The 22,749-nt window shown below is 29.1% G+C and carries 27 protein-coding genes; 15 read left to right on the top strand and 12 right to left on the bottom strand.

The genetic code is table 11. From position 1 onward, the window contains the following. The first annotated feature begins 107 nt into the window (after positions 1–107). Positions 108–1,268 carry a GGDEF domain-containing protein gene (locus CRV03_RS02035; protein WP_129083472.1) on the top strand — a complete coding sequence of 387 codons (1,161 nt, stop codon included), beginning with the start codon at positions 108–110 and terminating at the stop codon, positions 1,266–1,268. Here the strand turns inward: CRV03_RS02035 and CRV03_RS02030 are convergent. Beyond that, a complete protein-coding gene (locus CRV03_RS02030) occupies positions 1,265–1,504 on the bottom strand; it encodes a hypothetical protein (RefSeq protein ID WP_129083471.1) in 240 nt (79 codons plus the stop codon). The genes CRV03_RS02035 and CRV03_RS02030 overlap by 4 nt on opposite strands. A 368-nt stretch (positions 1,505–1,872) precedes the next feature. On the opposite strand from CRV03_RS02030, the gene CRV03_RS02025 reads away from it, so the two are divergent. Genes CRV03_RS02025 through CRV03_RS02010 form a run of 4 tightly spaced genes read left to right on the top strand, consistent with a single transcriptional unit; the run spans position 1,873 to position 5,027 of the window. Beyond that, positions 1,873–2,001 carry a FeoB-associated Cys-rich membrane protein gene (locus tag CRV03_RS02025; protein WP_129083470.1) on the top strand — a complete coding sequence of 43 codons (129 nt, stop codon included), beginning with the start codon at positions 1,873–1,875 and terminating at the stop codon, positions 1,999–2,001. 1 nt (position 2,002) lies between these two features. Further along, positions 2,003–2,245, top strand: a complete 243-nt coding sequence (locus tag CRV03_RS02020; protein WP_129083469.1) for a FeoA domain-containing protein — start codon at positions 2,003–2,005, stop codon at positions 2,243–2,245. Continuing rightward, positions 2,245–4,728 (top strand): ferrous iron transport protein B, encoded by a 2,484-nt coding sequence (gene feoB / locus CRV03_RS02015; RefSeq protein ID WP_129083468.1) that lies wholly within the window; start codon positions 2,245–2,247, stop codon positions 4,726–4,728. The genes CRV03_RS02020 and feoB overlap by 1 nt, the downstream gene beginning before the upstream one ends. Beyond that, positions 4,725–5,027 (top strand): hypothetical protein, encoded by a 303-nt coding sequence (locus CRV03_RS02010; RefSeq protein ID WP_129083467.1) that lies wholly within the window; start codon positions 4,725–4,727, stop codon positions 5,025–5,027. The genes feoB and CRV03_RS02010 overlap by 4 nt, the downstream gene beginning before the upstream one ends. Positions 5,028–5,055: 28 nt before the next feature. Here CRV03_RS02010 and CRV03_RS02005 read toward each other — a convergent pair whose 3' ends face one another. Together CRV03_RS02005 and CRV03_RS02000 are read right to left on the bottom strand one after the other, a co-directional pair. Further along, positions 5,056–6,075 carry an aldo/keto reductase gene (locus CRV03_RS02005; protein ID WP_129083466.1) on the bottom strand — a complete coding sequence of 340 codons (1,020 nt, stop codon included), beginning with the start codon at positions 6,073–6,075 and terminating at the stop codon, positions 5,056–5,058. 22 nt (positions 6,076–6,097) lie between these two features. After that, the gene (locus tag CRV03_RS02000) at positions 6,098–7,075 is read right to left on the bottom strand and encodes an SLAC1 anion channel family protein (protein ID WP_129083465.1); all 978 of its coding nucleotides are present in this window, start codon (positions 7,073–7,075) and stop codon (positions 6,098–6,100) included. A gap of 55 nt (positions 7,076–7,130) precedes the next feature. On the opposite strand from CRV03_RS02000, the gene CRV03_RS01995 reads away from it, so the two are divergent. Next, positions 7,131–7,337, top strand: a complete 207-nt coding sequence (locus tag CRV03_RS01995; RefSeq protein WP_129083464.1) for a malate dehydrogenase — start codon at positions 7,131–7,133, stop codon at positions 7,335–7,337. Between the two features lie 69 nt (positions 7,338–7,406). Here CRV03_RS01995 and CRV03_RS01990 read toward each other — a convergent pair whose 3' ends face one another. From CRV03_RS01990 to CRV03_RS01950, 9 genes are read right to left on the bottom strand one after another with little or no spacing between them, the layout of a single operon-like run. Next, complete coding sequence (locus CRV03_RS01990; protein ID WP_129083463.1) at positions 7,407–7,934, bottom strand: histidine phosphatase family protein; 528 nt, start codon at positions 7,932–7,934, stop codon at positions 7,407–7,409. Positions 7,935–7,944: 10 nt separating this feature from the next. Further along, complete coding sequence (locus CRV03_RS01985) at positions 7,945–8,691, bottom strand: adenosylcobinamide-GDP ribazoletransferase (protein WP_129083462.1); 747 nt, start codon at positions 8,689–8,691, stop codon at positions 7,945–7,947. Continuing rightward, positions 8,692–10,092, bottom strand: a complete 1,401-nt coding sequence (locus CRV03_RS01980; RefSeq protein ID WP_129083461.1) for a cobyric acid synthase — start codon at positions 10,090–10,092, stop codon at positions 8,692–8,694. 4 nt (positions 10,093–10,096) lie between these two features. Then, on the bottom strand, positions 10,097–10,600 hold the full coding sequence (locus tag CRV03_RS01975) for a bifunctional adenosylcobinamide kinase/adenosylcobinamide-phosphate guanylyltransferase (protein WP_129083460.1): 504 nt from the start codon (positions 10,598–10,600) through the stop codon (positions 10,097–10,099). 10 nt (positions 10,601–10,610) lie between these two features. After that, positions 10,611–11,669 (bottom strand): nicotinate-nucleotide--dimethylbenzimidazole phosphoribosyltransferase, encoded by a 1,059-nt coding sequence (locus CRV03_RS01970; RefSeq protein WP_129083459.1) that lies wholly within the window; start codon positions 11,667–11,669, stop codon positions 10,611–10,613. 9 nt (positions 11,670–11,678) lie between these two features. Then, positions 11,679–12,302 (bottom strand): 5,6-dimethylbenzimidazole synthase, encoded by a 624-nt coding sequence (gene bluB / locus CRV03_RS01965; protein WP_129083458.1) that lies wholly within the window; start codon positions 12,300–12,302, stop codon positions 11,679–11,681. After that, on the bottom strand, positions 12,289–12,966 hold the full coding sequence (locus tag CRV03_RS01960) for a precorrin-2 C(20)-methyltransferase (protein WP_129083457.1): 678 nt from the start codon (positions 12,964–12,966) through the stop codon (positions 12,289–12,291). Before CRV03_RS01960 ends, bluB begins: the two co-directional genes overlap by 14 nt. An 8-nt stretch (positions 12,967–12,974) precedes the next feature. Next, positions 12,975–13,817: a sirohydrochlorin cobaltochelatase gene (locus tag CRV03_RS01955; RefSeq protein WP_129083456.1), complete on the bottom strand. Its 843-nt coding sequence runs from the start codon at positions 13,815–13,817 to the stop codon at positions 12,975–12,977. Beyond that, complete coding sequence (locus CRV03_RS01950) at positions 13,817–14,497, bottom strand: energy-coupling factor ABC transporter permease (RefSeq protein ID WP_129083455.1); 681 nt, start codon at positions 14,495–14,497, stop codon at positions 13,817–13,819. The genes CRV03_RS01955 and CRV03_RS01950 overlap by 1 nt, the downstream gene beginning before the upstream one ends. Before the next feature lie 286 nt (positions 14,498–14,783). Between CRV03_RS01950 and CRV03_RS01945 the strand changes: the two genes are divergently transcribed. From CRV03_RS01945 to CRV03_RS01905, 9 genes are read left to right on the top strand one after another with little or no spacing between them, the layout of a single operon-like run. Continuing rightward, positions 14,784–16,061: a cobyrinate a,c-diamide synthase gene (locus tag CRV03_RS01945; protein WP_129083454.1), complete on the top strand. Its 1,278-nt coding sequence runs from the start codon at positions 14,784–14,786 to the stop codon at positions 16,059–16,061. Beyond that, positions 16,051–16,761 (top strand): precorrin-8X methylmutase, encoded by a 711-nt coding sequence (locus CRV03_RS01940; protein WP_129083453.1) that lies wholly within the window; start codon positions 16,051–16,053, stop codon positions 16,759–16,761. The genes CRV03_RS01945 and CRV03_RS01940 overlap by 11 nt, the downstream gene beginning before the upstream one ends. After that, positions 16,751–17,221: a (2Fe-2S) ferredoxin domain-containing protein gene (locus CRV03_RS01935; protein WP_129083452.1), complete on the top strand. Its 471-nt coding sequence runs from the start codon at positions 16,751–16,753 to the stop codon at positions 17,219–17,221. Before CRV03_RS01940 ends, CRV03_RS01935 begins: the two co-directional genes overlap by 11 nt. Next, a complete protein-coding gene (cobA, locus tag CRV03_RS01930; RefSeq protein ID WP_129083451.1) occupies positions 17,214–17,948 on the top strand; it encodes a uroporphyrinogen-III C-methyltransferase in 735 nt (244 codons plus the stop codon). Before CRV03_RS01935 ends, cobA begins: the two co-directional genes overlap by 8 nt. Before the next feature lie 6 nt (positions 17,949–17,954). Beyond that, the gene (cbiD, locus tag CRV03_RS01925) at positions 17,955–18,980 is read left to right on the top strand and encodes a cobalt-precorrin-5B (C(1))-methyltransferase CbiD (protein ID WP_129083450.1); all 1,026 of its coding nucleotides are present in this window, start codon (positions 17,955–17,957) and stop codon (positions 18,978–18,980) included. A 4-nt stretch (positions 18,981–18,984) separates the two neighbouring features. After that, a complete protein-coding gene (gene cbiT / locus CRV03_RS01920) occupies positions 18,985–20,166 on the top strand; it encodes a precorrin-6Y C5,15-methyltransferase (decarboxylating) subunit CbiT (protein WP_129083449.1) in 1,182 nt (393 codons plus the stop codon). A gap of 2 nt (positions 20,167–20,168) precedes the next feature. Continuing rightward, positions 20,169–20,930 (top strand): cobalt-precorrin-4/precorrin-4 C(11)-methyltransferase, encoded by a 762-nt coding sequence (locus tag CRV03_RS01915; protein ID WP_129083448.1) that lies wholly within the window; start codon positions 20,169–20,171, stop codon positions 20,928–20,930. Continuing rightward, complete coding sequence (locus tag CRV03_RS01910) at positions 20,923–21,939, top strand: cobalt-precorrin 5A hydrolase (RefSeq protein ID WP_129083447.1); 1,017 nt, start codon at positions 20,923–20,925, stop codon at positions 21,937–21,939. Before CRV03_RS01915 ends, CRV03_RS01910 begins: the two co-directional genes overlap by 8 nt. 12 nt (positions 21,940–21,951) lie before the next feature. Then, complete coding sequence (locus CRV03_RS01905; RefSeq protein WP_129083446.1) at positions 21,952–22,743, top strand: precorrin-3B C(17)-methyltransferase; 792 nt, start codon at positions 21,952–21,954, stop codon at positions 22,741–22,743. Positions 22,744–22,749 lie beyond the last annotated feature (6 nt).

The raw sequence follows: 22,749 nt of genomic DNA, 5'->3' as shown, positions 1-22,749 counted from the left end.
CTTTAAATTTACATTTTTGTAAAATAACAAATTTATAATTAATTTAATTAAAGATAGAATATATATTAGCTTGGATATAATCACGGACTAATTAAAGGATAGCTGTATTGGATAGTACTAAAAAAATTACCAAACTTACCTTAGAAGCCTTGAAAGATAAAGGATTATCACCTACTCCTAAAAACTATGAAGAAGAGTTTTTAAATCAAGCTAATAGTGTAGATAAAGAACTATACGAGAAACTAATCCAAGAAAATGTACTTTCACAAATAAAATATTTTGTTGAAAACCTATCAGAAATAATATCTCCTTCTATTGATTTTAACAATGATGAAAAAATAAACTCATTTTTGAAAAAAGTTAATAAAAACCCAATAGAGCTACTAAATAAAGCTTCTATTGAAGAGTTAAAAGAGATTACAAAAGGTAGAATTGAAGCAGATAGAAAAGTTTTAAAAAATAAAACAGACGATATTATCAAACTTAGTAATCTAATGGAAAAGTATTTTGATAAAACTATCTTAGAAAGCACAAACTCAAGTGAAAAATTTGATGTTATAAAAACTGAACTAAAAGATTTAAACATCTCAAATGCTTCATATAGAGAGTTAGGACAACTTCAATCAAAACTTATTGATACAATTTATAGTATTGAACACTCTATGCAAAACAATAGAGTTGAACTAAATGAAAGTAAAGAGCAGTTTGATTCACTAAATAAAAAGATTGAAGAGCTACAAAAAGAACTAGCAGTTGTAAAACAAGAAAAATCTACTGACTTCTTAACTTCTGTGTTAAATAGAAGAGCTTACGAAGAAGAAGTTAAAAAAATAGAGAAAAAGCATGAAGCTTTTGACTCAAACTATGCAATTGTTTTTTATGATATTGACCACTTCAAACAAATCAATGATACCTATGGTCACACTTGTGGAGATACAGTTTTAAAAACTTTTGGACAAATACTAAAAAGCCTTACAAGAAAAGAAGATGTAATAGCAAGATATGGTGGTGAAGAGTTCTTAGCTTTAATCAACTATGAAGAAGAAAAAGAACTATATAAATACATCAAAAGAGTAAAAAACCTAATTAGTACTACAAAGTTTAAATATAAAGATATAGGTATTCATGTTGAATTTAGTGCGGGTGTTAGTTTTAGAAGAAACTACAAAAACTATACTGATGCAAAGAAAAAGTCAGATGATTTACTTTATCAAGCAAAAAAAGAAGGTAGAAACAAAGTTATATTTGATAACGGCGTAGTTCTTTAAGAAACTACCACCTCTTTTTCCTCTTTCTTCTCTACAGTTTCAATTTTCTTTTTATTTTTAGAATCATAAAGAAAAGTATGCCATAAAGCAAAACCACAAAAAGCAGATCCAGCTATGATATGAGCTTTTTTAGCAGTTTTATTTTTCATAAATAAAGATGTAGCTACTGTAATACCTAATGTTGCTGTCATTCCTATTTTTGCAGCTTCTCTTTGAACTTCTTTATCAAATTTCATTTTTAGTTTTCCTTGCCCTACGTTTACTTATTTTCTTTGAAGTTTTATCCAAAGTTTTAACAGTAATTGCAGCAGTTAGTAAAGTTGCTAAAGGTAATAATAAAGGCAAATTATGCTCCTTGATAATAATTATCAATAATTTTATCCACTCTAAGTTTAAACAAAACTGATAATTGTTATCAAATTAATACCATTAACAATATTTTTATTTATAATGATGCTTTATTTTTACTTAATATATAATTATTTAAACAACTACACTTATCATGAAGTCCACTATTTTAAGTACCTTTAAAGGGAACTAATATTACTATTCAGCCTTAACTTTTGATATCAATTATCATAATTATACCCATTGAAGGACAGATATGGAAAATGCATTTATTATTATAATCGCTCTACTTGCAGCATTTTATTTATACAAAAAAATATTTAAAAACAACGGTTGCAACTGTGGTACAAAAGGTTGTGGCACAAAAAAAGATACAGAAAACTAATATGAATTTAGAAAAAAACACTTTAGCTATTTTAAAAAAAGGTCAAAAAGCAAAGATAAAAAAACTTAATGCAAAAGGAAAACTTCTACATAAACTTTTAGATATGGGTTTTGTATCAAATGCTCAAATTGAAGTTATAAGAGAAGCTCCCCTTTTTGACCCAATGCAATTAAAACTACATAACTATAATCTTACTATTAGAAGAAGTGAAGCAAGTCTTATAGAAATAGAGGAACATTCATAATGAATAATATAAAAGTTGCCCTAGCAGGACAACCAAATTGTGGAAAATCTACTATTTTTAACCTTGTTAGTGGGATAGAACAACACATTGCAAATTACCCTGGAGTAACTGTTGATAAAAAGGTGGGTTACTTTAAATATGATAACCACAAAATAGAGATGGTAGACTTACCAGGAACTTACTCTTTTAGCTCTTATTCTTTAGAAGAAAGAGTTGCAAAAGACTTCATACTTGATGAAAGCCCTGATGTTATTGTAAACGTAATAGATGCTTCAAATATAAAAAGAAATCTTTATCTTACTTTCCAACTACTTGAAATAGGTATTCCTGTAGTAGTTGTTTTAAATATGATGGATGTTGCAAAAAGAAGAGATATAGAAATAGACTCAAAAAAGATATCTCAAATGCTAAACTGTCCAGTTGTAGAAGCAAGTGGAGCAAAAGGTCTTGGTGGCAAAGATATTATGAAAAACATTGTTGCTACAGCAAAAAATAAAAACAGCTACCAAGAGTTTAAAATCAACTATGATGAGTTAGAACACCATATAAATAGTCTTGAAGAAAAAATCTCTAAAATAGCTTTAATACAAAACAAAAGATGGCTAGCAATAAAGATTTTAGAAAGTGACTCTACTATTATTCAAAGAGTAAAAAAGTATGAGCCAAGTATTGAAGAGTTTGCAAAAAAGGAAGAAGATATTTTCCATGAAAGATATGATAAAGATGCAGTCTCTTTTTTAGCCTCATATAGATATGACTCTGCAGATATTATTTACCACAAAGCACTAAAAGAGAAAAACAAAGATAAACAAACTCTTACTCAAAAAGTAGATAAAATTATTTTAAATAGATTTCTAGCAATCCCTATTTTACTATTTTTTATGTTTATGGTTTACCAAATCTCTATTGTATGGGGATATAAACTTACAGATTATACGTGGCCTATTTTAGCTGCATTTAAAAACATAGTAATAGATATACTTCCACAAGCTAACTTTACAGATGTACCTATGATTACAGATTTTGGTATTTGGATGGTAAATAGTGCAAATGCCCTAATGAACTATCTTCCTATATTTTTTATTCTTTTTGCTTTAATTGCTATTATGGAAGATGTTGGATATATGCCTCGTATGGCTTTTATCCTAGATAGAGTCTTTAAAAAGTTTGGTTTACATGGACAATCAACTCTTCCACTTGTTTTAGGTGGGGCTATGGTTGGTGGTTGTGCTGTTCCTGGGGTAATGTCAACAAAAGGTATTGCCGATGATAGAGCAAGAATGGCAACTATCTTTTCTGTACCCTACATGAACTGCTTAGCAAAGGTTCCTTTCTATACTCTTATTTTAGGAGCATTTTTCAAACCAGATATGGCTATTATGATGTTTTTTATCTCTACTATTACCTTATTTATAGCTATGATTGTCGCAAAACTAATTACAAGTACTATTTTAAAGACAAGGGAAACAGCACCATTTTTAATGGAGTTACCTCCTTATCATATCCCTACTTTCAAAGGAGTGATAATAAGAGCTTCTCAAAGGGTTTGGGTATATATTAAAAAAGTTGTAACTATTGTTTTAGCAGTTGCGGTTATACTTTTTGCAATGCTTCAATTCCCTGGTTTAAGTGATGAGTCAAAAATAAAATTTGAAGATAAATCAAGCAAGGCTTTAAGCTTTTTTGATACAAAAGTTAAAGCTTCTATTTATTATGAAGAGTTTGATACTAAAGAAGAAGTATCTGCTTTACTAAACTATTATGATGAATATAGAACAAAAAGAATGACAGCCACTTCAAAAGATGCAGCTAAAAGAGTTGATGAAAGATTTTTACTTAAGAACAAAACTTTTTATAAATATATAAAACCAAAAAGAGATAAAGAAGCTAGAAAAATAAACAAAGAGCTTAGAAAACTATCAAGTAAAAGAAAAGCTATTTTAAGACAAATAAAAAATGAAAAAGTAGAAAACTCTATTCTTGGTATGACTGGACGAGCTATGGAACCTGTTACTCAATATGCAGGTTTTGACTGGAAGATAAATGTTGCTTTTTTAAGTTCATTTGCTGCAAGAGAGAGTGCTGTTGCAACTCTTGGGTCTTTATATGAAAACAATAAAGCTGACAATATGAGAGCAGAAGAAGCTATGGCTTTAAATAGTGGATACACACCTTTACATGCTACGGCTATTATTATCTTTATGCTTTTAACACCACCTTGTATTGCAACAATGATTGTAGTTAAGATGCAAACAAACAGTTACAAGTGGATGATGTTTGCAATTTTCTTTCCTATTGGTCTAGGAATTGTTTTATCATCATTGGTATTTACTTTAGGGAATATCTTCTCTTGGAGTGGTTTTGAGGCTATGACATACTTCTATGTAAGTGTTGTTTTATTAACTATTGCTATTGCCCTATTTCCTCAAAAAAACATCAACTGGAATGGTGGAATTAAATTAAAAAATAAAAAGGAGTTATAATGAAAAAATCGTTATTTGTTTTAGCATTACTTGCTAATTCTTTATTTGCCCATACAGCTTTAATGAGTTGTTTTAACAATGGAGATAATACTATTACTTGTGAAGGTGGTTTTAGTGATGGAAGTAGCGCAAGTGGTGTAAAGTTTTTTGTTTTACAAAATGATAAAAAGATACTTGATACAAGAATGAATGAAGATAGTGAAGTTACTTTCAATATTCCAAGTGGTTCGTATAGTGCAGTATTTGATGCAGGAGATGGGCATCAGATTCATGTAAAAGATGATGATATCACTGAATAAATTTATAGGGAAAACTCCCTATAAATTACTATCCCATTGGATATAAAATATCTTTTTGTATCTCTTCAATTTTCCCCATTAACTCATTGTCAATTTTAAAATCAAAGGCAGCAAATGAATCATCAAGCTGAGATAATACTCTTGCTCCAATAATAGTTGATGCAACAAAATCAAAGTGCATAGAATAAGCAACTGCTAGTGTTACAGGAGAAACTCCATACTCATCTGCAAGCTTCATATATCTACTTGTAGCTTCTAATGTTTTATCATTTACAAATCTATTTGCCATAGCTTGTACTCTTTTGCTTTTGTTTTTCATGTAAATACCAAATCTTGAGTCTTCTGGATAGAAACCTCCATTGTATTTACCACTTAAAACACCTCCCCCAATTGGTGAATATGGAAGTAGTGAGATATTTTCTCTTCTACAAACATTTGCTAGTTCATCATGAAATCTTGGATTTAAAAGTGAAAAGTTATTTTGAATAGATTCAAATCTAGCTAGTTTTTCATATTTTGAAACTTCATTTGCTTTTGTTAAACCATAAGCTGTATCATTTGAAGTTCCTACGTATCTTACTTTTCCTTCCTTTACAAGCTCATCAAAAGCTTTCATACTCTCTTCAACTGGTACAACAGTATCAGGCCAATGCATTTGATAAAGGTCTATATAATCTGTTTGAAGCTTTTTAAGACTTTTTTCAACTGCTCTTTTAATATGAAATGAATCAATAGCAGTTAGACCATGTCTAATAGGTGGCACAAACCATCCTGATGCAGCTCCAGCTACTTTTGTAGCTAAAATAACTGATTCTCTAGGTTTTGTTTTTAACCACTCCCCTACTATCTCTTCTGTAATACCTGCTGTCTCTGCTTTTGGTGGTACTGGATAAAGTTCAGCTGTATCTAAAAAATTTATTCCTCTATCATATGCTTTATCCATAATTTTAAAAGCTTCTTCTTTTGTTGTAGTAGAACCAAAAGTCATAGTTCCTAAACAAATTGGTGTAACTCTTAAACCACTTCTTCCTATATATCTATATTCCATTATTTTCCTTTCAAAAAGAAGATTACTCCATTATACAAATCTCTTTTTTAAACATATGTTTAATAGTCTCTTTTGCTACTAAAAATACCACAAAAGTTGTAATAAAAGCTAAAATATAAGATATGAAAGCATAAAACCAGTAAGAAGTTAAATCATACATAAGTAAACTAGCTAGTGTAACAGCCGCCATAGGAAAGGTAAATGCCCACCATGAAATAAAAAACTTGATATTTATATAGTTTTTGTACATCACAAATACTAAGATAGTAAAAAACATAGCCAAACTATAAAGAATATGTGCAAAAAAGTCTAAAGATGAAGTTAGTTTGATATATGAAATAAATCCTATTGCAGGTGGCGCAATAAGAATAAATAGTGTTGGCATAAACTTTGGGGCAAACTGTTTATGAAAGATAATTCTATTTAAAATAATTGCAAATAAAACAATCCAAAAGAAAATACCAATAGAGAAGTAAAAATATAAAATAGAGTCATTTACAAACCCTTTTCCTGCAATTGGAACAATGATATTACCAACAATAGGAATAAACCAAGCAGGATTTGAGTGTTGTATTTCAAGATTATTGTTTATCCAAAACTTAATCGTATAAAAAGTAAAAAAGATATGAACAACAGCCCCAAAAATAAAGAAGATATGAGAAACTTCTGAAATAGAATTTTTATATAAAAGTGATAATAGAAGCATTGAAATAGAAAATGCAGCAAAAAAGTTCACTCTTATAGGATGTGATAACTCTTTTTTTACTTCTTCTTTATACTTTATAAACTTCTTTGTATAAAAAAACAAGATTATAAAAAATAAAACCGTAGAAATAAGAGTAAAAACAGTTGAAATAAAAGAAGGGAAAAATAAAACCTCTTCAAGTCTTTCAAAAACTAATGATAATCCAGAAAAGCCCATCACAACAGCAAACATCATAATTGGAAAAAATTGAAGTCTATTTGAGGGGATATGCTTGATAGTTTCAGATTGGTTCATGTAAAATACCTTTTTTAAAAATAAGCATATAATGGTCTGATCAAGAAGGAGAAGAATGGCTAATAAAAAACCAATCATAGATTTAAAAACTAAAGGTATTGAGTATGAACAAAATAATCAAACAATAAAACTAGTAGCTTTCAATAAAAAAAACATGACTATTGATATAACCATTTGGGAAGACGGTAAATATATCAAAGATAGCAATATTGTTTTTGCACACTTACCTAAAAGTATTAAATCAAAAATCAAACCATTATAATATCAAATTATAAATCAAATAAGTTAAAAGTATTATTAATTAAAGTTATTATAGTACTATAATCTAAACTTATATATTGAACTTGAATGTCTCTAAATAAGAGATAGAGTATCTACTTTGTTCATATTCTGTATTTGTTAAGATAGAGTGAATTAGTTTAATTGTTCCACCATGGGAACACACTAAGATATCGTTATTTTTAGGAAGTTTATTTAAAAATGAGTTTACTCTTTGTTTATACTCTTCTATTGATTCTTGGGCAATAAATTCATGCCAAGACTCAAAAGAAGATAAATATTTTTCATCATAGATAGGCATTTTTGAAATCTCATCAAAAGATTTCCCCTCAAACTCATCTTTAAACCTTACTTCTCTTAATCTTTCATCTTTTTTATATGAAAAGCCTAGTAAATCAAGTGTTTGAGTACATCTTTTTAAATCAGAAGAGTAGACTAAATCATATTTTTGTTTTTGTATAGTTTCAATCTGTTTGAAATCTACTAGTGTTGTATCAATCTCTAAATCAATATGTCCGTTGTAACACTTTTGATTTTTTAAAGCTAGTGGAGCATGTCTTAGAAAAGTTATTGTAGCCATTGATTCTCTTTTAGTCTAACCAAAGTAGACAAACAGTTATAAAAAGAACTATCTCAGTCAGTTCTAAATTAAAACCTAAAGTATCTCCATTTAAAAAGCCAAGATTCTTTTCTAAAAATAGTGAGAATAAAAAAGTAAAAACTAAAGCTATAAAAAACAGTGTAAAGGCTTTAAAACCAATAAAAACTAAACATACTATAAAATAAAGTGCAAAGGCTGTTTTAAAGCTAGTAAATGAACTTTTCATTAAACCTACAAAAGAGGATTTAAACTCATTTGTTTTTGTCATAAACTGTACTGATACTCTACTTATAATAGCTATTGCAATTATCTCTAAGTACATTTGATTTAAAAAAAGCATCACTAAGGCTGCTACTTTAATACAAACAAAACCTAAAGCATATAAAAAGCCCATAGCTCCAATTGTAGGCTCTTTTATAACTTCATAGGCATCTTTCCCACTATGTTTGGCATATAAAGCATCTACTACATCTAAAATAGCTTCTGTATGAATAAAACCATAAAACATCATATATAAAAAAGCACAAATGATTGCCCCAAGATAAGACAAATCTTCTAAAAGATAAAAAGCTATACAAGCCCCAAAAGATAAAACAGCTCCCACAAAAGGAAGAAAAAACATTAAATAGTTGATAATCTCTTTTTTTGATAAATCTACATTATTATCAAACTTTATTGGTATTATTGAAAAGTAACTAAAGGCAAACTTTAGTCCTAATATCAAATCTTTATTCATTTAATCTCTTTCTTCTATTTCATCTTTAATTTTTTGCACATCAAGTCTACTCTCTAAAGAGCTAATAAAACTATCTATATGCTTTTTTTTATAGGCTTTAAAGTCAAACTCTTTATAATCATGATGTAAATCTTTGAAAAGATAAGTTCTAAATTCATCTGAATCAAAAACTGCATGTACAAAAGTTCCATAGATATTTTTATTTTTATAAAAAAGTGGATATTTTTTGCTTTTCCCATGGTGTATTTCAAAACCTTCAAGCTTCACACCAAAGATTTCATAGTTTCCTTTTTCTAATGTTTTCTCTTTTTCAAAAACTATTTCATCATCAATAAAGCCAAAGCCTTCTTCTTTAGAAGCTTCACTATTTTCTAAAGCATAACAATCATCAAGGACTTCAAACATCATCTCATAACCACCACAGATACCTAAAAGCTTACCTTTATATGCTTTTATTCTATCAAATAAGCCATTTTCTTTTAGCCATTTTAAATCTTTGATTACAAGTTTAGAACCAGGCATTATGACCATATCAAATTTATCTAAAGAGATATTCGTCTCCACAAACTCTAAATTGATTTGCTCATGGGCTATTAAAGGCTCAAAGTCATTGTAGTTACTCATATATGGATAAAAGATAACTGCAATATTTAAAATTGCATTTTTACTATTTTGAGCGTAGTTTTTTAAGCTTTGTGAATCTTCAAAACCTAAATTAAAAGGTGTATAAGGCAATACCCCTAAAACAGGTATTTTAAAATCATCTTCAATGATTCTAACACCTTCGTCAAAAAGAGTTAAATCTCCTCTAAATTTGTTTACTATTACTCCTATTACATTCTTACGAAGTTTTTTAGGCAATAAATGGTAAACCCCATAAATAGAAGCAAAAACTCCACCTTTTTCTATATCTGCAACAAGTATGATTTTTGTATTAAACTCATCAGCCATGTAGATATTTGAAAGGTCTTTATCCATAAGATTAAGCTCTACTGGACTTCCTGCACCTTCACAAACTACACAATCATACTTTTCATTAAGATAGTTAAAACATCTATTTACAGCTGGTTTAAGTAGGTCTAAATCTCTGTAATACTCTCTTACATCTTTATTTGTAACAACTTTACCTTCAACTATAAGTGAAGCAGAACTTCCTCGTCCTGATTTCAAAAGTACGGGATTTAGATGATATGAGGTTTCAACTCCTAAAACTTTTGCTTGAAAGTATTGAGCAACTGCTATTTCACTTCCATCATCACAAACAAAAGCATTATTTGAGACATTTTGTGCTTTAAAAGGAGCTACACTATAGCCCATATTTTGTAGAATTTTTGCTATTACAAAAGTGATTGTAGACTTACCTGCATCGCTACTTGTACCAAAGATTGAGATATTTTTCATTTCTTTACTTTAATCTACTTGCTAAGCCAAGCTTTACTTCATAAACTTCATCACAGATTTGAGCTAATTTTTGTCCCACTATTCCTGTCATATCTACAAACTTTCTACTTTCACTATCAAAAGGAATGATTCCAGAGTTTACATCATTTAAAACAAAAACAATATTTGCATCAAGCTTTGAAATCTCTTCTAATTGATTGATTAGATACTCTTCATCTTCTTGAATATTATTAAATAGCCACATAGACATACAATCTACTAAAAAAGTTTCCTCAGATTTTAAACTCTTTGGTAAAACCTTTAGTAAATCCTTTGGTTCTTCTATTATCGTAAACTGCTCTTTTCTTTGAAGCTTATGTTTATCAATTCTTTTATGCATCTCTTTGTCATTGAAACTATTATCATAAGTTGCTAGGTAATATGGTTTTTTAGAACTTATTTCTAAAGTTTTTTGTTCTGCAAGATTTGATTTACCAGACTTTTGTCCACCAAAATAAAGAATTTTCATTTTATTTCATTTATCCTAATAGGCTTTCTATTTTTTTAGTAAGTTCTTCTTTTGAAATACCATTTAAAAGTGCATAAGTTAAAGCAGCTCCTGCTCCAACACCCTCTTTTGCTTCACCATCATCATAAAGCTTTAATGCAGGATGTGAAGAATCTTTGAAATCAAAATCTGCATAATAAGCATTGATTTTTAAATCATTTAATTTTAAAAGCCCTTCTATATCACTTTTTTCATCTTCATAAACCCACTTTGTAGTACAAAGAGCAAGATTAGAAGTTTCTAAATGTCCTTGCATCTGTTTTAAAATAGAGTTTACAATCAATAAAGCACAAGCCATTTGAGTTCCACCTGCTAAGATAACTTTTGCTTGATTATTAAGGCCTAAAATAAACCCAGCAGTAAAAATAAGCATATTATCAGATACTTTTGAAAGTCTTGAAAAGATATCATCACTCTCTTTTATATTTGAAAGAGCACTTTGGATTGTTTTATTTCTAATATCATTAGGAACATCTTTAAAACTACTACTAAACATCTCTTTACAATCATAATCTAAAGCTAAAGCAGTAGCAGCAGCTGTTGTAGTTCCGCTTGGTACAGACTCAGCTAAGATAATATACTCATCTTTACATTCAAAGTTTTGACCAAAATCTAAACCTTTTTTAAATACATCCATTGCATCAATATTTGCAAGAGATGAGATGTCTCCTGAAGCAGAGATACTAAAATTATGTGTTTTAAAATAATCAACTTTAGGAGCAACTTGAATCCCTAAATTTAAGATTTCAATATTTGAAAAAGGTTTTAAAAGATGAGTAGCTCTTGTAAGTAATGCCGGAGTTGGTACGCCTTTAGGAGTTTCTGCAATAGATTCTAAACTTCTAACTTCTCCACATGTTAAAAACTCACTATCCAAGGTAGGAGTTAAATATATTTTTCCTGGAATCCCAGCTTGTGTAATACCCTCTATATCAGCAGTTTTTGTATTACTTACTGCTAATAAAAATGTAGCACTTTTACCTCTTAAAAACTCTATAAAATCATTTGTGCCAACAATATTTTTTATCATAAATACTTCCTATAATTTTTTTATTTCTTTTAAAGTTTTTTTCTTTTCCCAGCCTATTTTTTTAAGTTCTGGTTCATCTAAAAACTCTTTTACATATCCAACTGTTAAATATGCAATCAATTTATAATCATCATTTATATCTAATATTTTCTTAATCTTTTTTGGTTTTAGAATACTAACCCAACCTACTCCAATACCATAAGCTCTAGCCATAAGCCAAAAGTTTTGAATAGCACAAACAACACTGTACTCTCCAACCTTTTTTTGAGTAGTTTGTCCTAAAATATCTTTTTTAGGTTTTTCATATAAAACAGCAATATTCAAATATGATTCTTTTATACCTTCAAGTTTTAGGTTTGGGTATATTTCATTTGTTTTAAAAATCTCTTTTGCTTTTTTATTCTCTTTTTGAAAGTTTTTGTAGATTTTTTCTCTTTTTTTATTATCTTCAATTATTATAAATTTCCATGGTTGAGAAAAACCTACTGAAGGAGCATTATTAGCAGCCTCTAATAATTCATTTAAAATCTTATCATCAATCTTTTTATTTAAAAATCTATTTCCTCTTATGTCTCTTCTTGATGATATAATAGCTTTTAATGAGGAAATAGCCTTTTTATTAAACTTGTTCATTTCTATTATGAAAATCAATAAATAACGTCATGTACTTATCAACCTTCTCTTTTTTGTGTTCCAAAATCGTTTCACCTTTGTAGTTTAGATTTTCAAAGGTATATATATCATTTTTTTCTTTTATTTTATCTGTAGTCATTCCAATTTTTGGTCTCATGTAAACAGTTGTAAATGGAACTTTTCTTTTATGTAAAGGTCTTATAATAAAACTACTATCACCTACACAAAGTGGTTTTTTAACCTTTGCAGAGGCATGAGAGAAAGAAGTAACCCCAGGAATAACCTCACTGTTTTCATAAACTTCTTTATGTTGTTCTTTTATAATATCCAGTAAATAGTATACAGTACTATAAACAGCACTATCTCCTAAAGTTACAAAAGACAAGCTATCATATTTTTTAAAAGAGTCTTCGATTATATCAACTTGTCTTTGCCAATCATTAGTTTTAAACTTCATTGGAGTATACATTGGAATAATATCTTTTTCAAAACCATACTCATCCATAAGTTTTTTAACTATTTTATAAGTCATTGACCTAGTAAAACTATTATCTGCACTTTTTGTAGGAATACAAATTGCATCACATGTTTGTAAAGCTTTTAAGGCCTTTAAAGTGATTAGTTCATAATCACCAGGGCCTAAAGATACCATATATAACTTCATATATTTTCCTAATATGTCATTGTTTTATGACTAATACCAAGCATCTTAAATGACTCTTTGATATTTTTTATAAAAATCTCTTGTGTTTGAGGTAACTCTAAAAGATTAAAGTTCTCACTTTGTGTTAAAGAAGGAGCAATAAAAGACTCAAATTCATCACTTAAATCATCTTTTATCTCAAACATATCTTTAATATAATGATTTCCACTAACTAAAAGTAAAGGAACAACTTGAACCTTTTTAAAGCCTTTTGCTTTAATCTTTTGTTTTATTGCATCATTAATTGCAAAATATGGGAAAGCTCCCTCTAAAGAACAGGCAAAATTTCTTTCGTCAATCATTTCAAGTAAATCACTTGTATAAGAAATAGAATCAATTCCAACTGTATTTAATTTTGGTGTTCCATGAATAATATATAAGTTTGCAGTATCCTCTTTACTTACTTGCTCATTTAAATTTTTTAAATATGAAGTTGTATCTTTTGTAGTTGTTAATAAAGCATTAGTAATACCAAGGTTTGCCATAGAAAAGTGTTTAAATCCATCAACAATTTTCTTTAAAAACTCATGTTCATCAGTAGGATAGATATTTACAGAAACAACAACCACATGTTTATATCCTTGCATATCTACATCAGCAAGAGTTTGAGGAAGGTTTTTATAAATCTCTTTTTTCTTTTTCTTTAAAAGCTTAATTACCATTCTTGAAGAAAAAGAGGTAAATACCTCACAATCTGGGTATTCCTCTTTTACTTTAGCTTCTAAGTCCAAATATTTTTGTTGTTCAATAACTGAACCAAAACAAGCTAATACAATAGCTCTTTTTCTATTGTAATGTCTAAATCTTTTCATTATTTTGTGCTATTGTATAATCTTGCCTCAACATAAGGACTTGATTTTAAACTACTTAATGCTTTTACACCTGCAAGAACTGCTAAATCAATAAATGGTTCTAAAATAACAACACTCATATAAGCTGCTCCAAATGTTAATACAGAACTTAAATTTTCTGCACCAAAACCTTGTCCATATAACGCCCAAAAAGCAACCCAAGTAACGATACCACCTTGGTACATTACAGATAGTTTTAAAGCATCTTTATAGTTAATATCTTTATATGCTGTATTTTTAGGAATAATTCTATTTGCTACATACATCATTGCAAATAAAGGCATTAAAAGTGTTGTAACATTCACTCCATACTGAGGTAAATCAAATGGTGCAAAAAATAGACCTTGAAGTAATAAACCTGCTGCTAAACCAAATGCTGCTGGAGTAGCTCCTAAAATTAAAAATAGCGTTGAACCTAAGATAAAGTGTACCTCAGATACACCAACTGGGTGATGAGGAAGTACCTCAAAAAACATAAATACTAAAATAGTAGCAACTAATGTTTTAACTATTGTAGGTAAAAACCCACTCTCTTTGATTGTATCAACTGCTAATTTTGCAGCAATACCAAATGAAACGGCAGCCGTCCCATAACTTAAAGCCATTTTTGCGCCATGCACAACACCTGCTTCTATATGCATAGGTAGTCCTTTATTAAAAAATTAAAATGTAAAGTAAAATTTGTAATCTAAAAATTGATTATTTTGTTAATGTTAGTAAAATTTGAGAATTTTCTGGGGGATCTAAAGAGTTTATTTCGTTTTCATAAGCTCTTTTATGGTATAAATTGCTATTAGTTTCTACACTACATAACTTATTAATTGTCGAGAACATCGCAATTGTTGACAATTTAAAGTAACGTTTATTATACCCTCTAAGATTTTTCATGGCTGAATTATAGCTAAAAAAAATTATATAGAGGTAAAAGTGAACTCAATTCTTATTTCTGCTGTTTCATCAAATCAGGGAAAAACTATTCTTTCTACTGCATTGTTATACTACTTTAAAAAGAGTGTAAGACCTTTTAAAATTGGTCCAGACTATATTGACCCACAATTTCATGAAATAGTTTGCAATACAAAATCAATAAACCTTGATACCTTTATAATGAATGAACCTCAAGTAAAATGGCTATTTAATAAATACTCAGATAAAGAAGTTTCTATCTTAGAAGGAGTAATGGGCTTTTATGATGGTATGGATAAAGGATGTTCAGCCTATGATGTAGGAAAACTATTAAACACTCCTACAGTTTTACTTCTTGATGCTAGTGGTTCATATATAACTATTAGTGCTGTATTAAAAGGTCTTAAAACCTATAAAGAAGATAACACTATAAAAGCTGTAGTTTTAAATAAAGTCTCTTCAAAAATGCACTTTGAATTAATCAAAAAACAAATAGAACAAGACTTCCAAGGTAAAGATGAAATAAAAGTACTTGGTTGGATAAAAAAAGATTTACCAAGTTTAAGAGACACTCACTTAGGCTTAGATTTAAAAGATGCGAAAAAAGAGGTCTTAGAAAATATCTCTAAAGAGGTTTTAGAGAATATTGATTTAGAAACTTTAAAAGAGATATCTTTATATGAAAAAGAAGATATTACTAATTATCCCTTTGAAGAGATAAAAAAGATAAACAAAAAAGCTACTGTTGTTTATGATGAAAACTTCTCATTTTTATACCATGATAATTTAGAAACTTTAAAAGAGTTATTTAATGAAGTAGAGCTTATTAGTTCAACTAAAGATGAAAAGATTAGTTCTGATAGTGATTTAGTCTTTATACCAGGAGGTTATGTAGAAACAAATGAAGCCTATGAAAGAGTTAAAACTTCTCAAAACTTCAAAGCATCATTAATTGAGCATGCAAATAAAAACAAACATATCTATGCAGAATGTGCAGGGCTTTTATATCTAAGTAATAGTGTAGATGATAAAGAGATGGCAAAAATCTTAAAGGTAAGCTTTTCACTTGCTGATAAAAGAGTACGCCTTGGCTATTACCATAGTCAAAGTGGTTTAAAAGGTCATGCTTTTCACTATACAAAACCCCTTGATACTTCTTTGGGCTGTGATATTTTAAGTAAAAAGATTAACTCAAAAGGTGAAGTAGGAGCTTGGAAGAAAAAAAATGTATATGGAACTTATCTACATACAATGTTTAGAAATAATATAAATATATTAAAGGATTACTTTGGAATTTAAACTAGAACAACCACCAATAAATATAGGTGCTGATATTTCAAATAAATCATTTGAAATGATTAGTGAAGAATTAAAAGATTATGAAAAGATAAATGAGTTTGATAAAGGACAACAAGAGGTAATAAGTAGACTTATTCATACTACTACTTGTTTTGATGAAGTATTAAACAATATTTACTTTTCAAAAGATGCAATTAAAAGGGTGCAAAAACTACTATTAAACAAAGCAAAGATAATAGTTGATGTAAATATGATTAAAGTTGGACTTAGTGACTTTTATTTAAAGCAGTATGAAAATGAAGTTGTATGTTATATCAATGAACCTTTTACATATGAAATGGCAGAAAAAAACAAAACTACAAGAAGCTATGCAGCAGTTGTAGAAGCTATTAAAAAACATAAAGATGAGCCACTAGTTTTAGCTTGTGGAAATGCCCCTACTTTTATCTATGCTGCAATTAATACTTTAATAGAGCAAAAAGTAGATTTAAACAATGTTGCTTTTCTACTATTTCCAGTAGGTTTTGTAAATGTTGTTGAATCAAAGGCTTATGGTAGAAAGTTCTGTGACCATTTTGATGTAGCAGGGATTATTATGGAAGGAAGATTTGGAAGTTCTACTATGACAGTAGCAACTCTTCATGCAATCTATAAGCTAATCAAAGATTATGATAAAGATGAGAAATATAATGGAAAATAAAAACGAAAAACTTTTCAATACTATGGGAAGTGAGGTAGCAGAAGGTTTTACTTGCAAACCAAAACAGTTCGATGCTAGTAAACCTATTATGCACTTTAAAACTCAACTTTTTTTATGTGATGATGAGAGATGTTCAAAGGCTCACAAAGGAAAAGATGTAGCTGCAACTTTAAGAGAGGTTATAAAAGAACTAGCTCTATCAAAGGGTGAAGAAAGAATCAAAGTTGTAAGAACTGGTTGTTTTGGAGCTTGTAGATTTAGATCTGTTGCAAATATCTATGAAAATACACAAAGAAATGGATATTTAGAAAATAATGCTATTTGGCTTAAAAATGTTCATCAGTATGATAAAGAAAAGTGGGTAAAATTATTTAAAGCATTAAGCAATAATGAAAAACTTGACATGGCAGAATTTAAAATAGTTCCTATGTCAGAAATGGACACATACAAAAATGATTAAAAAAATATATTTAGTTGGCGCAGGACCTGGAGAATTAGACTTACTTACACTAAAAGCTGTAAAAATAATAGAACAAGCAGATGTAATTTTATATGATGCTTTAGTAAACGAAGAAGTTTTCCAGTTCTGTAAAGAGAATTGCCTAAAAGTAAATGTAGGAAAAAGAAAAGGTAAACACCTAAAACAACAAGAAGAGATAAATGACCTTTTAGTTGGCTATGCAAAAACACATGAAGTAGTGGTAAGACTAAAAGGTGGAACTCCTTTTGTTTTCGGTCGAGGATATGAAGAAGTTAGAGCTATAAAAGAAGCTGGCTTTGATGTAGAGATTGTATCAGGAGTAAGTTCAACAACTTCAGTACCAGAAAGCTTTATGCTCCCTTTAGTTGATAGAAAGTTTAATGACTCATATAGAACTATAACAGGGCATGATATTGATGTTTTCAAAAGTATAGTTAAATCATACCATGATAGAGAAAATCTAATTATTATGATGGGTGTTCACAATATCAAAAATATCGTTGAGTATCTTTTAAGTATCGATTTTCCAAAAGATTTACCAATATCAGTTCTAAGTAAAGGAACAACAAATAGTTCTTCTCAAAGAATATTTAGCCTTGATGAGGTAAACAATCAAAATGAAGAGTTCTTTGAAGAGTTAAAAAAACTTACTCCTGCAATACTATTTATTGGAAGAACAATTCACGCAATGAAAGAGATTCAATAATAGTTTATGTCTGAAAAAAAGGTTTTAAGAAAAGGTTATACAACAGGAACTCACACAGTTGCTGCATTTAGGTCTTGTTTAGATACATTTTTAGTTACAAACTCTCAAACAACAACTAAAACAAACAAAATAGACAATGATGATTTAGATGTAACAAAAGGCTGTGAAATAGTTGTATCTTTGGACTTTGATATTGAAAACTTTTTATTAAATCCAACTTTTCAAAAACCTCAAATATTTTCTTGTGGAACAAATAGTTTGGAAATCTATGCAGGTCTTGGTGTAGGAGTGGTAACAAAAAAGGGACTAAAAATACAAGCGCCCTATCCTGCTATAAACCCTGCTCCATTAGAAGCTATGCAAGAATATTTTGAGATAAAAACAAATAAGAAAGAAAATCTGCATCTAAAATGTTGTGTAAGCGTTACAAATGGTCAAGAAATAGCTAAACAAACAGCAAACTCAAAAGTTGGAGTACTTGAAGGTATCTCAATCCTTGGAACAACAGGAATTGTTAAACCTGTATCAAGTTCAGCGTATATAGACTCTGTAAAAACTGAAATAGAGTTTGCTATACAAAACAACTATGAGACTATATATTTTACCCTTGGAAATTCTGCTTTTAAAGTAGCTTGTTCGAAGGCAGATGAAGAGGCAATCATAGAAATAGGAAATTTTGTTTATGACTCAGTTGAACTTGCAACAAAACAAGATGCAAAAGAGGTAATCTTTTTATGTGGGATTGGAAAGATGACAAAAGTCTACCAAGGCTTTAAAAATACCCACAATAGATTTGGAGTAATTGACTTTACAAAACTTCAGTTAGATATAAAAGAGAACCTAGGCTATGAAGTTGATATTGAAGCAACTTTAACAGTAAAAGGAATATCCCAAGAGCTTGAAAAAGTGGGATTACTTGATGCTTTTTATGAAATGATTACAAAAAAAGCAAATGAACAAATAAAACAATGGTTTAAAACATCAAATGTAAAAGCCATAATATTAGAACAAAAAGAGGTGTTAGGATGGTAAAAACATGGTAACAATAGCTGGTAATGGTATGGGAGATTATACCTTTACAAATTTAGACTTTGATATTAGCAGATTTGATAAGATTATCTGTGATTCAAACTTCAAGGAAGAGGCTTCAAATATTTTAAAACTAAAATATAAAGAAGCAAAAGAGTATCTTTTAGAAAACTATGACAAAGAAGAGATTTTATATGTAGTTACTGGTTCACCTCTATTTTTTTCTGCTGGAACAATTATTGCTAAAAACTTGCCAAAAGACAGAGTAAAAATCGTAAATAACACATCTTCTAAGACCTATATGTGCGAGAAACTTTTTATTAGTGAAACTGAAGTTGATGTTATTTCTTTACACGGAAGAGTTGATTTTGATTTACAAAACTTCTTACAAAACAAATATACTTTTGTACTTTGTGATAAGTTTACTATTGCAAGATTAAAATCTGCCCTTTCTTTTTTTGAAGCTAAAAGTATAACTACAACTATAGGCTATAAGCTAGGATTTGTAGATGAAAAAATAGAAGAGATAGATTTACTTAACTTTGATGAAAATTCTATTGATTTATCTCAACCTTTTGTATTACTTATTAAAAAAGAGTTTGAATCTAAAAACATCATAAGTGAAGATGTAGAGTTTGAAACTGAACGAGGTATGATTACAAAAAAGTATAAAAGACAACTTACTTTACAAAACCTTGATTTAGAACCAAACAATCTTTTATGGGATATTGGTGCAGGAAGTGGTTCTTGTGCAATAGAAGCTTACAAAAGATACAAAGTAAAGACTACACTTTTTGAAAAAAATGAAACAAGAGTAGAGTTTATAAAACAAAATCTAACAAATCATTATGTTGTGAATACAAAACTACTAATTGGTGAAGCCCAAGAGTACTTTGACAGTTTAGAAGAAATACCACAAAGAATCTTTGTAGGTGGTGGTGGAGTTGAAGTTATAAAACAACTTCCAAAGCTTTATGAAAAGTTGGATAATGATGGAATTATGCTTATAAATGCAATTACTTTAAAACATTTAAACCTAATGTTAACTGCTTTAAATGAAGCAAAAATAGAGTATGAAATCCACTCAATCTCACTTACAACTTATAAAGGAAAACTTGATTTAGTAGAGCCTGAAAGACAACTATTTCAAATAAAGATATACAAAAAGAATAAAGAAGAGGAAAACTAAAAATGGTTTATTTTATAGGTGCAGGTTGCGGGGATCCAGATTTAGTAACAGTAAAAGCACAGAAAATACTTCAAAAAGCTGATGTAGTTTTATATACAGGTTCACTAGTTCCAAAAGAAGTACTTTCTTGGTGTAAAGAAGAAGCTATAATAGAAGACTCACAAGGGATGAAATATCCAGAGATATTTGCATTTTTAGAAAAATATAAAGATAAAATAATAGCAAGAGTTCATACAGGTGACCCTTCTATTTATTCAACAATTGCAAAGCAAATAGAGTTTTTACAAAAACAAAATATTAAATATGAAGTAATACCAGGTATTACAGCTGCTTTTGGTGCGGCTGCTAGTCTTGGAATTGAGTACACTATTCCAGGTGTTTCTCAAACAATAATTTTATCAAGGGTCGAAGGTAAAACTCCAAATCCTGAGAAACTAGAAAATATTCTTGCTTGTAAAAATTCATCTTTAGTGTTTTACCTATCAATTTTACTTCTTAAAAAACTAAAGAAAAAAGCAATTGAAATGGGATACTCTCCTGATACTCCTTGTTGGGTAGTTGAAAAAGCTACTTGGAAAGAAGAAGAGATTTTTAAAGGAACTATTTCTGATATAGAAAATCAAGTTTCACATATCAAAGGTGTTGCATTGATTTTATTTGGTGATTTTTTAAAACAAGAAGAAACAGAAGAATCTCATCTTTATGTAAAACCACTAGTAAAAGAGCTAATTGAAGCAAAAAAACAAAAGGCTAATAATGAGTAAATTAAAAATAGCTCTAGTTTCAATAAACCAACCAAGTCTAAACTCTGCTTGCAAACTTTTAGATTACCTAGAAGATTTTGAAGTTGATGTTTATGGTAAAAAAGATTTAGAACACAATTTAAAAAACCTAAAAACATATGAAAAAATAGATACTGTTTTAGAAGATGGTTGGAAAAAGTATGATGCTATTATTTGTATTTTGGCTATGGGAATTGTTGTTAGAAAAATTGCACCTCTACTTGAAAGTAAAGCAACTGACCCAGCTATTATTGTTATGAGTATGGATTTAACAAAGGTTATTCCACTTCTAAGCGGTCATATTGGTGGAGCAAATGAACTGAGTGATTTATTAGCATCAAGACTTCCAAACTGTATGAACTTTGTTTCAACAGCAACAGACCAAACAAATACATTTGCCTTTGATATGTTTGCAAAGAAAAACAATCTTGAAATAGAGAACTTAAAATGCTTAGCAAAAATCTCTAACTCACTTCTAAATAAAAAGGAAGTAGAAGTAAAAACCTATGAAAGTATCTTTGAGACAATTCCTAATAAAACAAATCTAAAAAGAGTAGATGAACAAAGTTCAGAATTATGCGTTAATATAACTCCATTTACAGATGATAACCTAAGCTTAAAACCAAAAGTATATTTAGGTATTGGTTGTAATAGAGATACAGCATTTGAAGATATTGAGGCTTCATTTTTTTGGTTTTTAGAAAAACATAATCTAAAAAAAGAACAAATAGAAAATATAGCTTCCTTTGAAGCAAAAGCAGATGAAAAAGGACTTTTAGAGTTTGCTTCAAAATACAATTTTGATATCAAATTTTACAAAGAAGCAGAGATAAACTCACTACAAGGTGAATTTAGTCCATCTCAGGCAACAAAGTTTTTTGGACTCAAAGGTGTTAGTGAACCTTCATCGATGTTAGTTTCAAAATATAACGAACTTATCATACCTAAAAATGTGTATGAGAAAAAAATCACAATAGCAGCCGCAGTATAAAAGGAAAAATAAATGGCAAAAAAATTATATATAGTTAGTTCAGGAGCTGGTGGAACATCTTATATCACTCCAGAAGCTAGAAATGCATTAGCAGAATGTGAAGTTGTAGTTTCATATACTAAATATGCAAGAGAGTTAAAAGAGTTAATTGAAGGAAAAGAGCTATTTACATCAGGAATGACACACGAAATAGAAAGATGTAATCAAGCAATTGAATATGCAAGCCAAGGCAAAACTACTTGTATCGTATCAAATGGAGATGCAAATGTTTATGGAATGGCAACACTAATAGTTGAAATTATGGATGAAAAAGATTTATGGGATGAAGTTGAACTTATCTCTCTTCCTGGTGTTACTTCATTTTTAGCAGCAGCAAGTAAAGTTGGAGCACCTGTATCACAAGACTTTTCTATCATCTCACTATCTGATAGACTTACAGATATAAATTTAATTGATAAAAGAGTAAAAGCAGCACTTGATTGTGACTTTGTTTTAGGTATTTATAATCCAAAGTCTAAAAAAAGAATTCTTCCTTATCAAAATTTCTTAAGAGCCTTAGAAGATGGGTATCAAGATAGAATAGCAATTATTGCTTCACATGTAGGAAGAGATGAAAAAGAGAAAATAACAGTTACTACAACCCAAGATTTAATAGACCAAGATATTGAACATCCAGCTGTTTCTATGTCAACACTTATTATAATTTGCAATTCAAATTCAAAACTAACTAAAAATGGAAAAGTTTTAACACCAAGAGGATATTTAAACAAATATGAACTTGATGGAGAGTTAAAAAACAAATAAGTTAAA

Origin of the sequence: Arcobacter sp. F155 (assembly GCF_004116455.1) — a bacterium.
GTDB lineage: Bacteria > Campylobacterota > Campylobacteria > Campylobacterales > Arcobacteraceae > Halarcobacter.
Note: the sequence above shows the minus strand (reverse complement) of the source record. Positions and strands in the feature narration are given on the sequence as shown.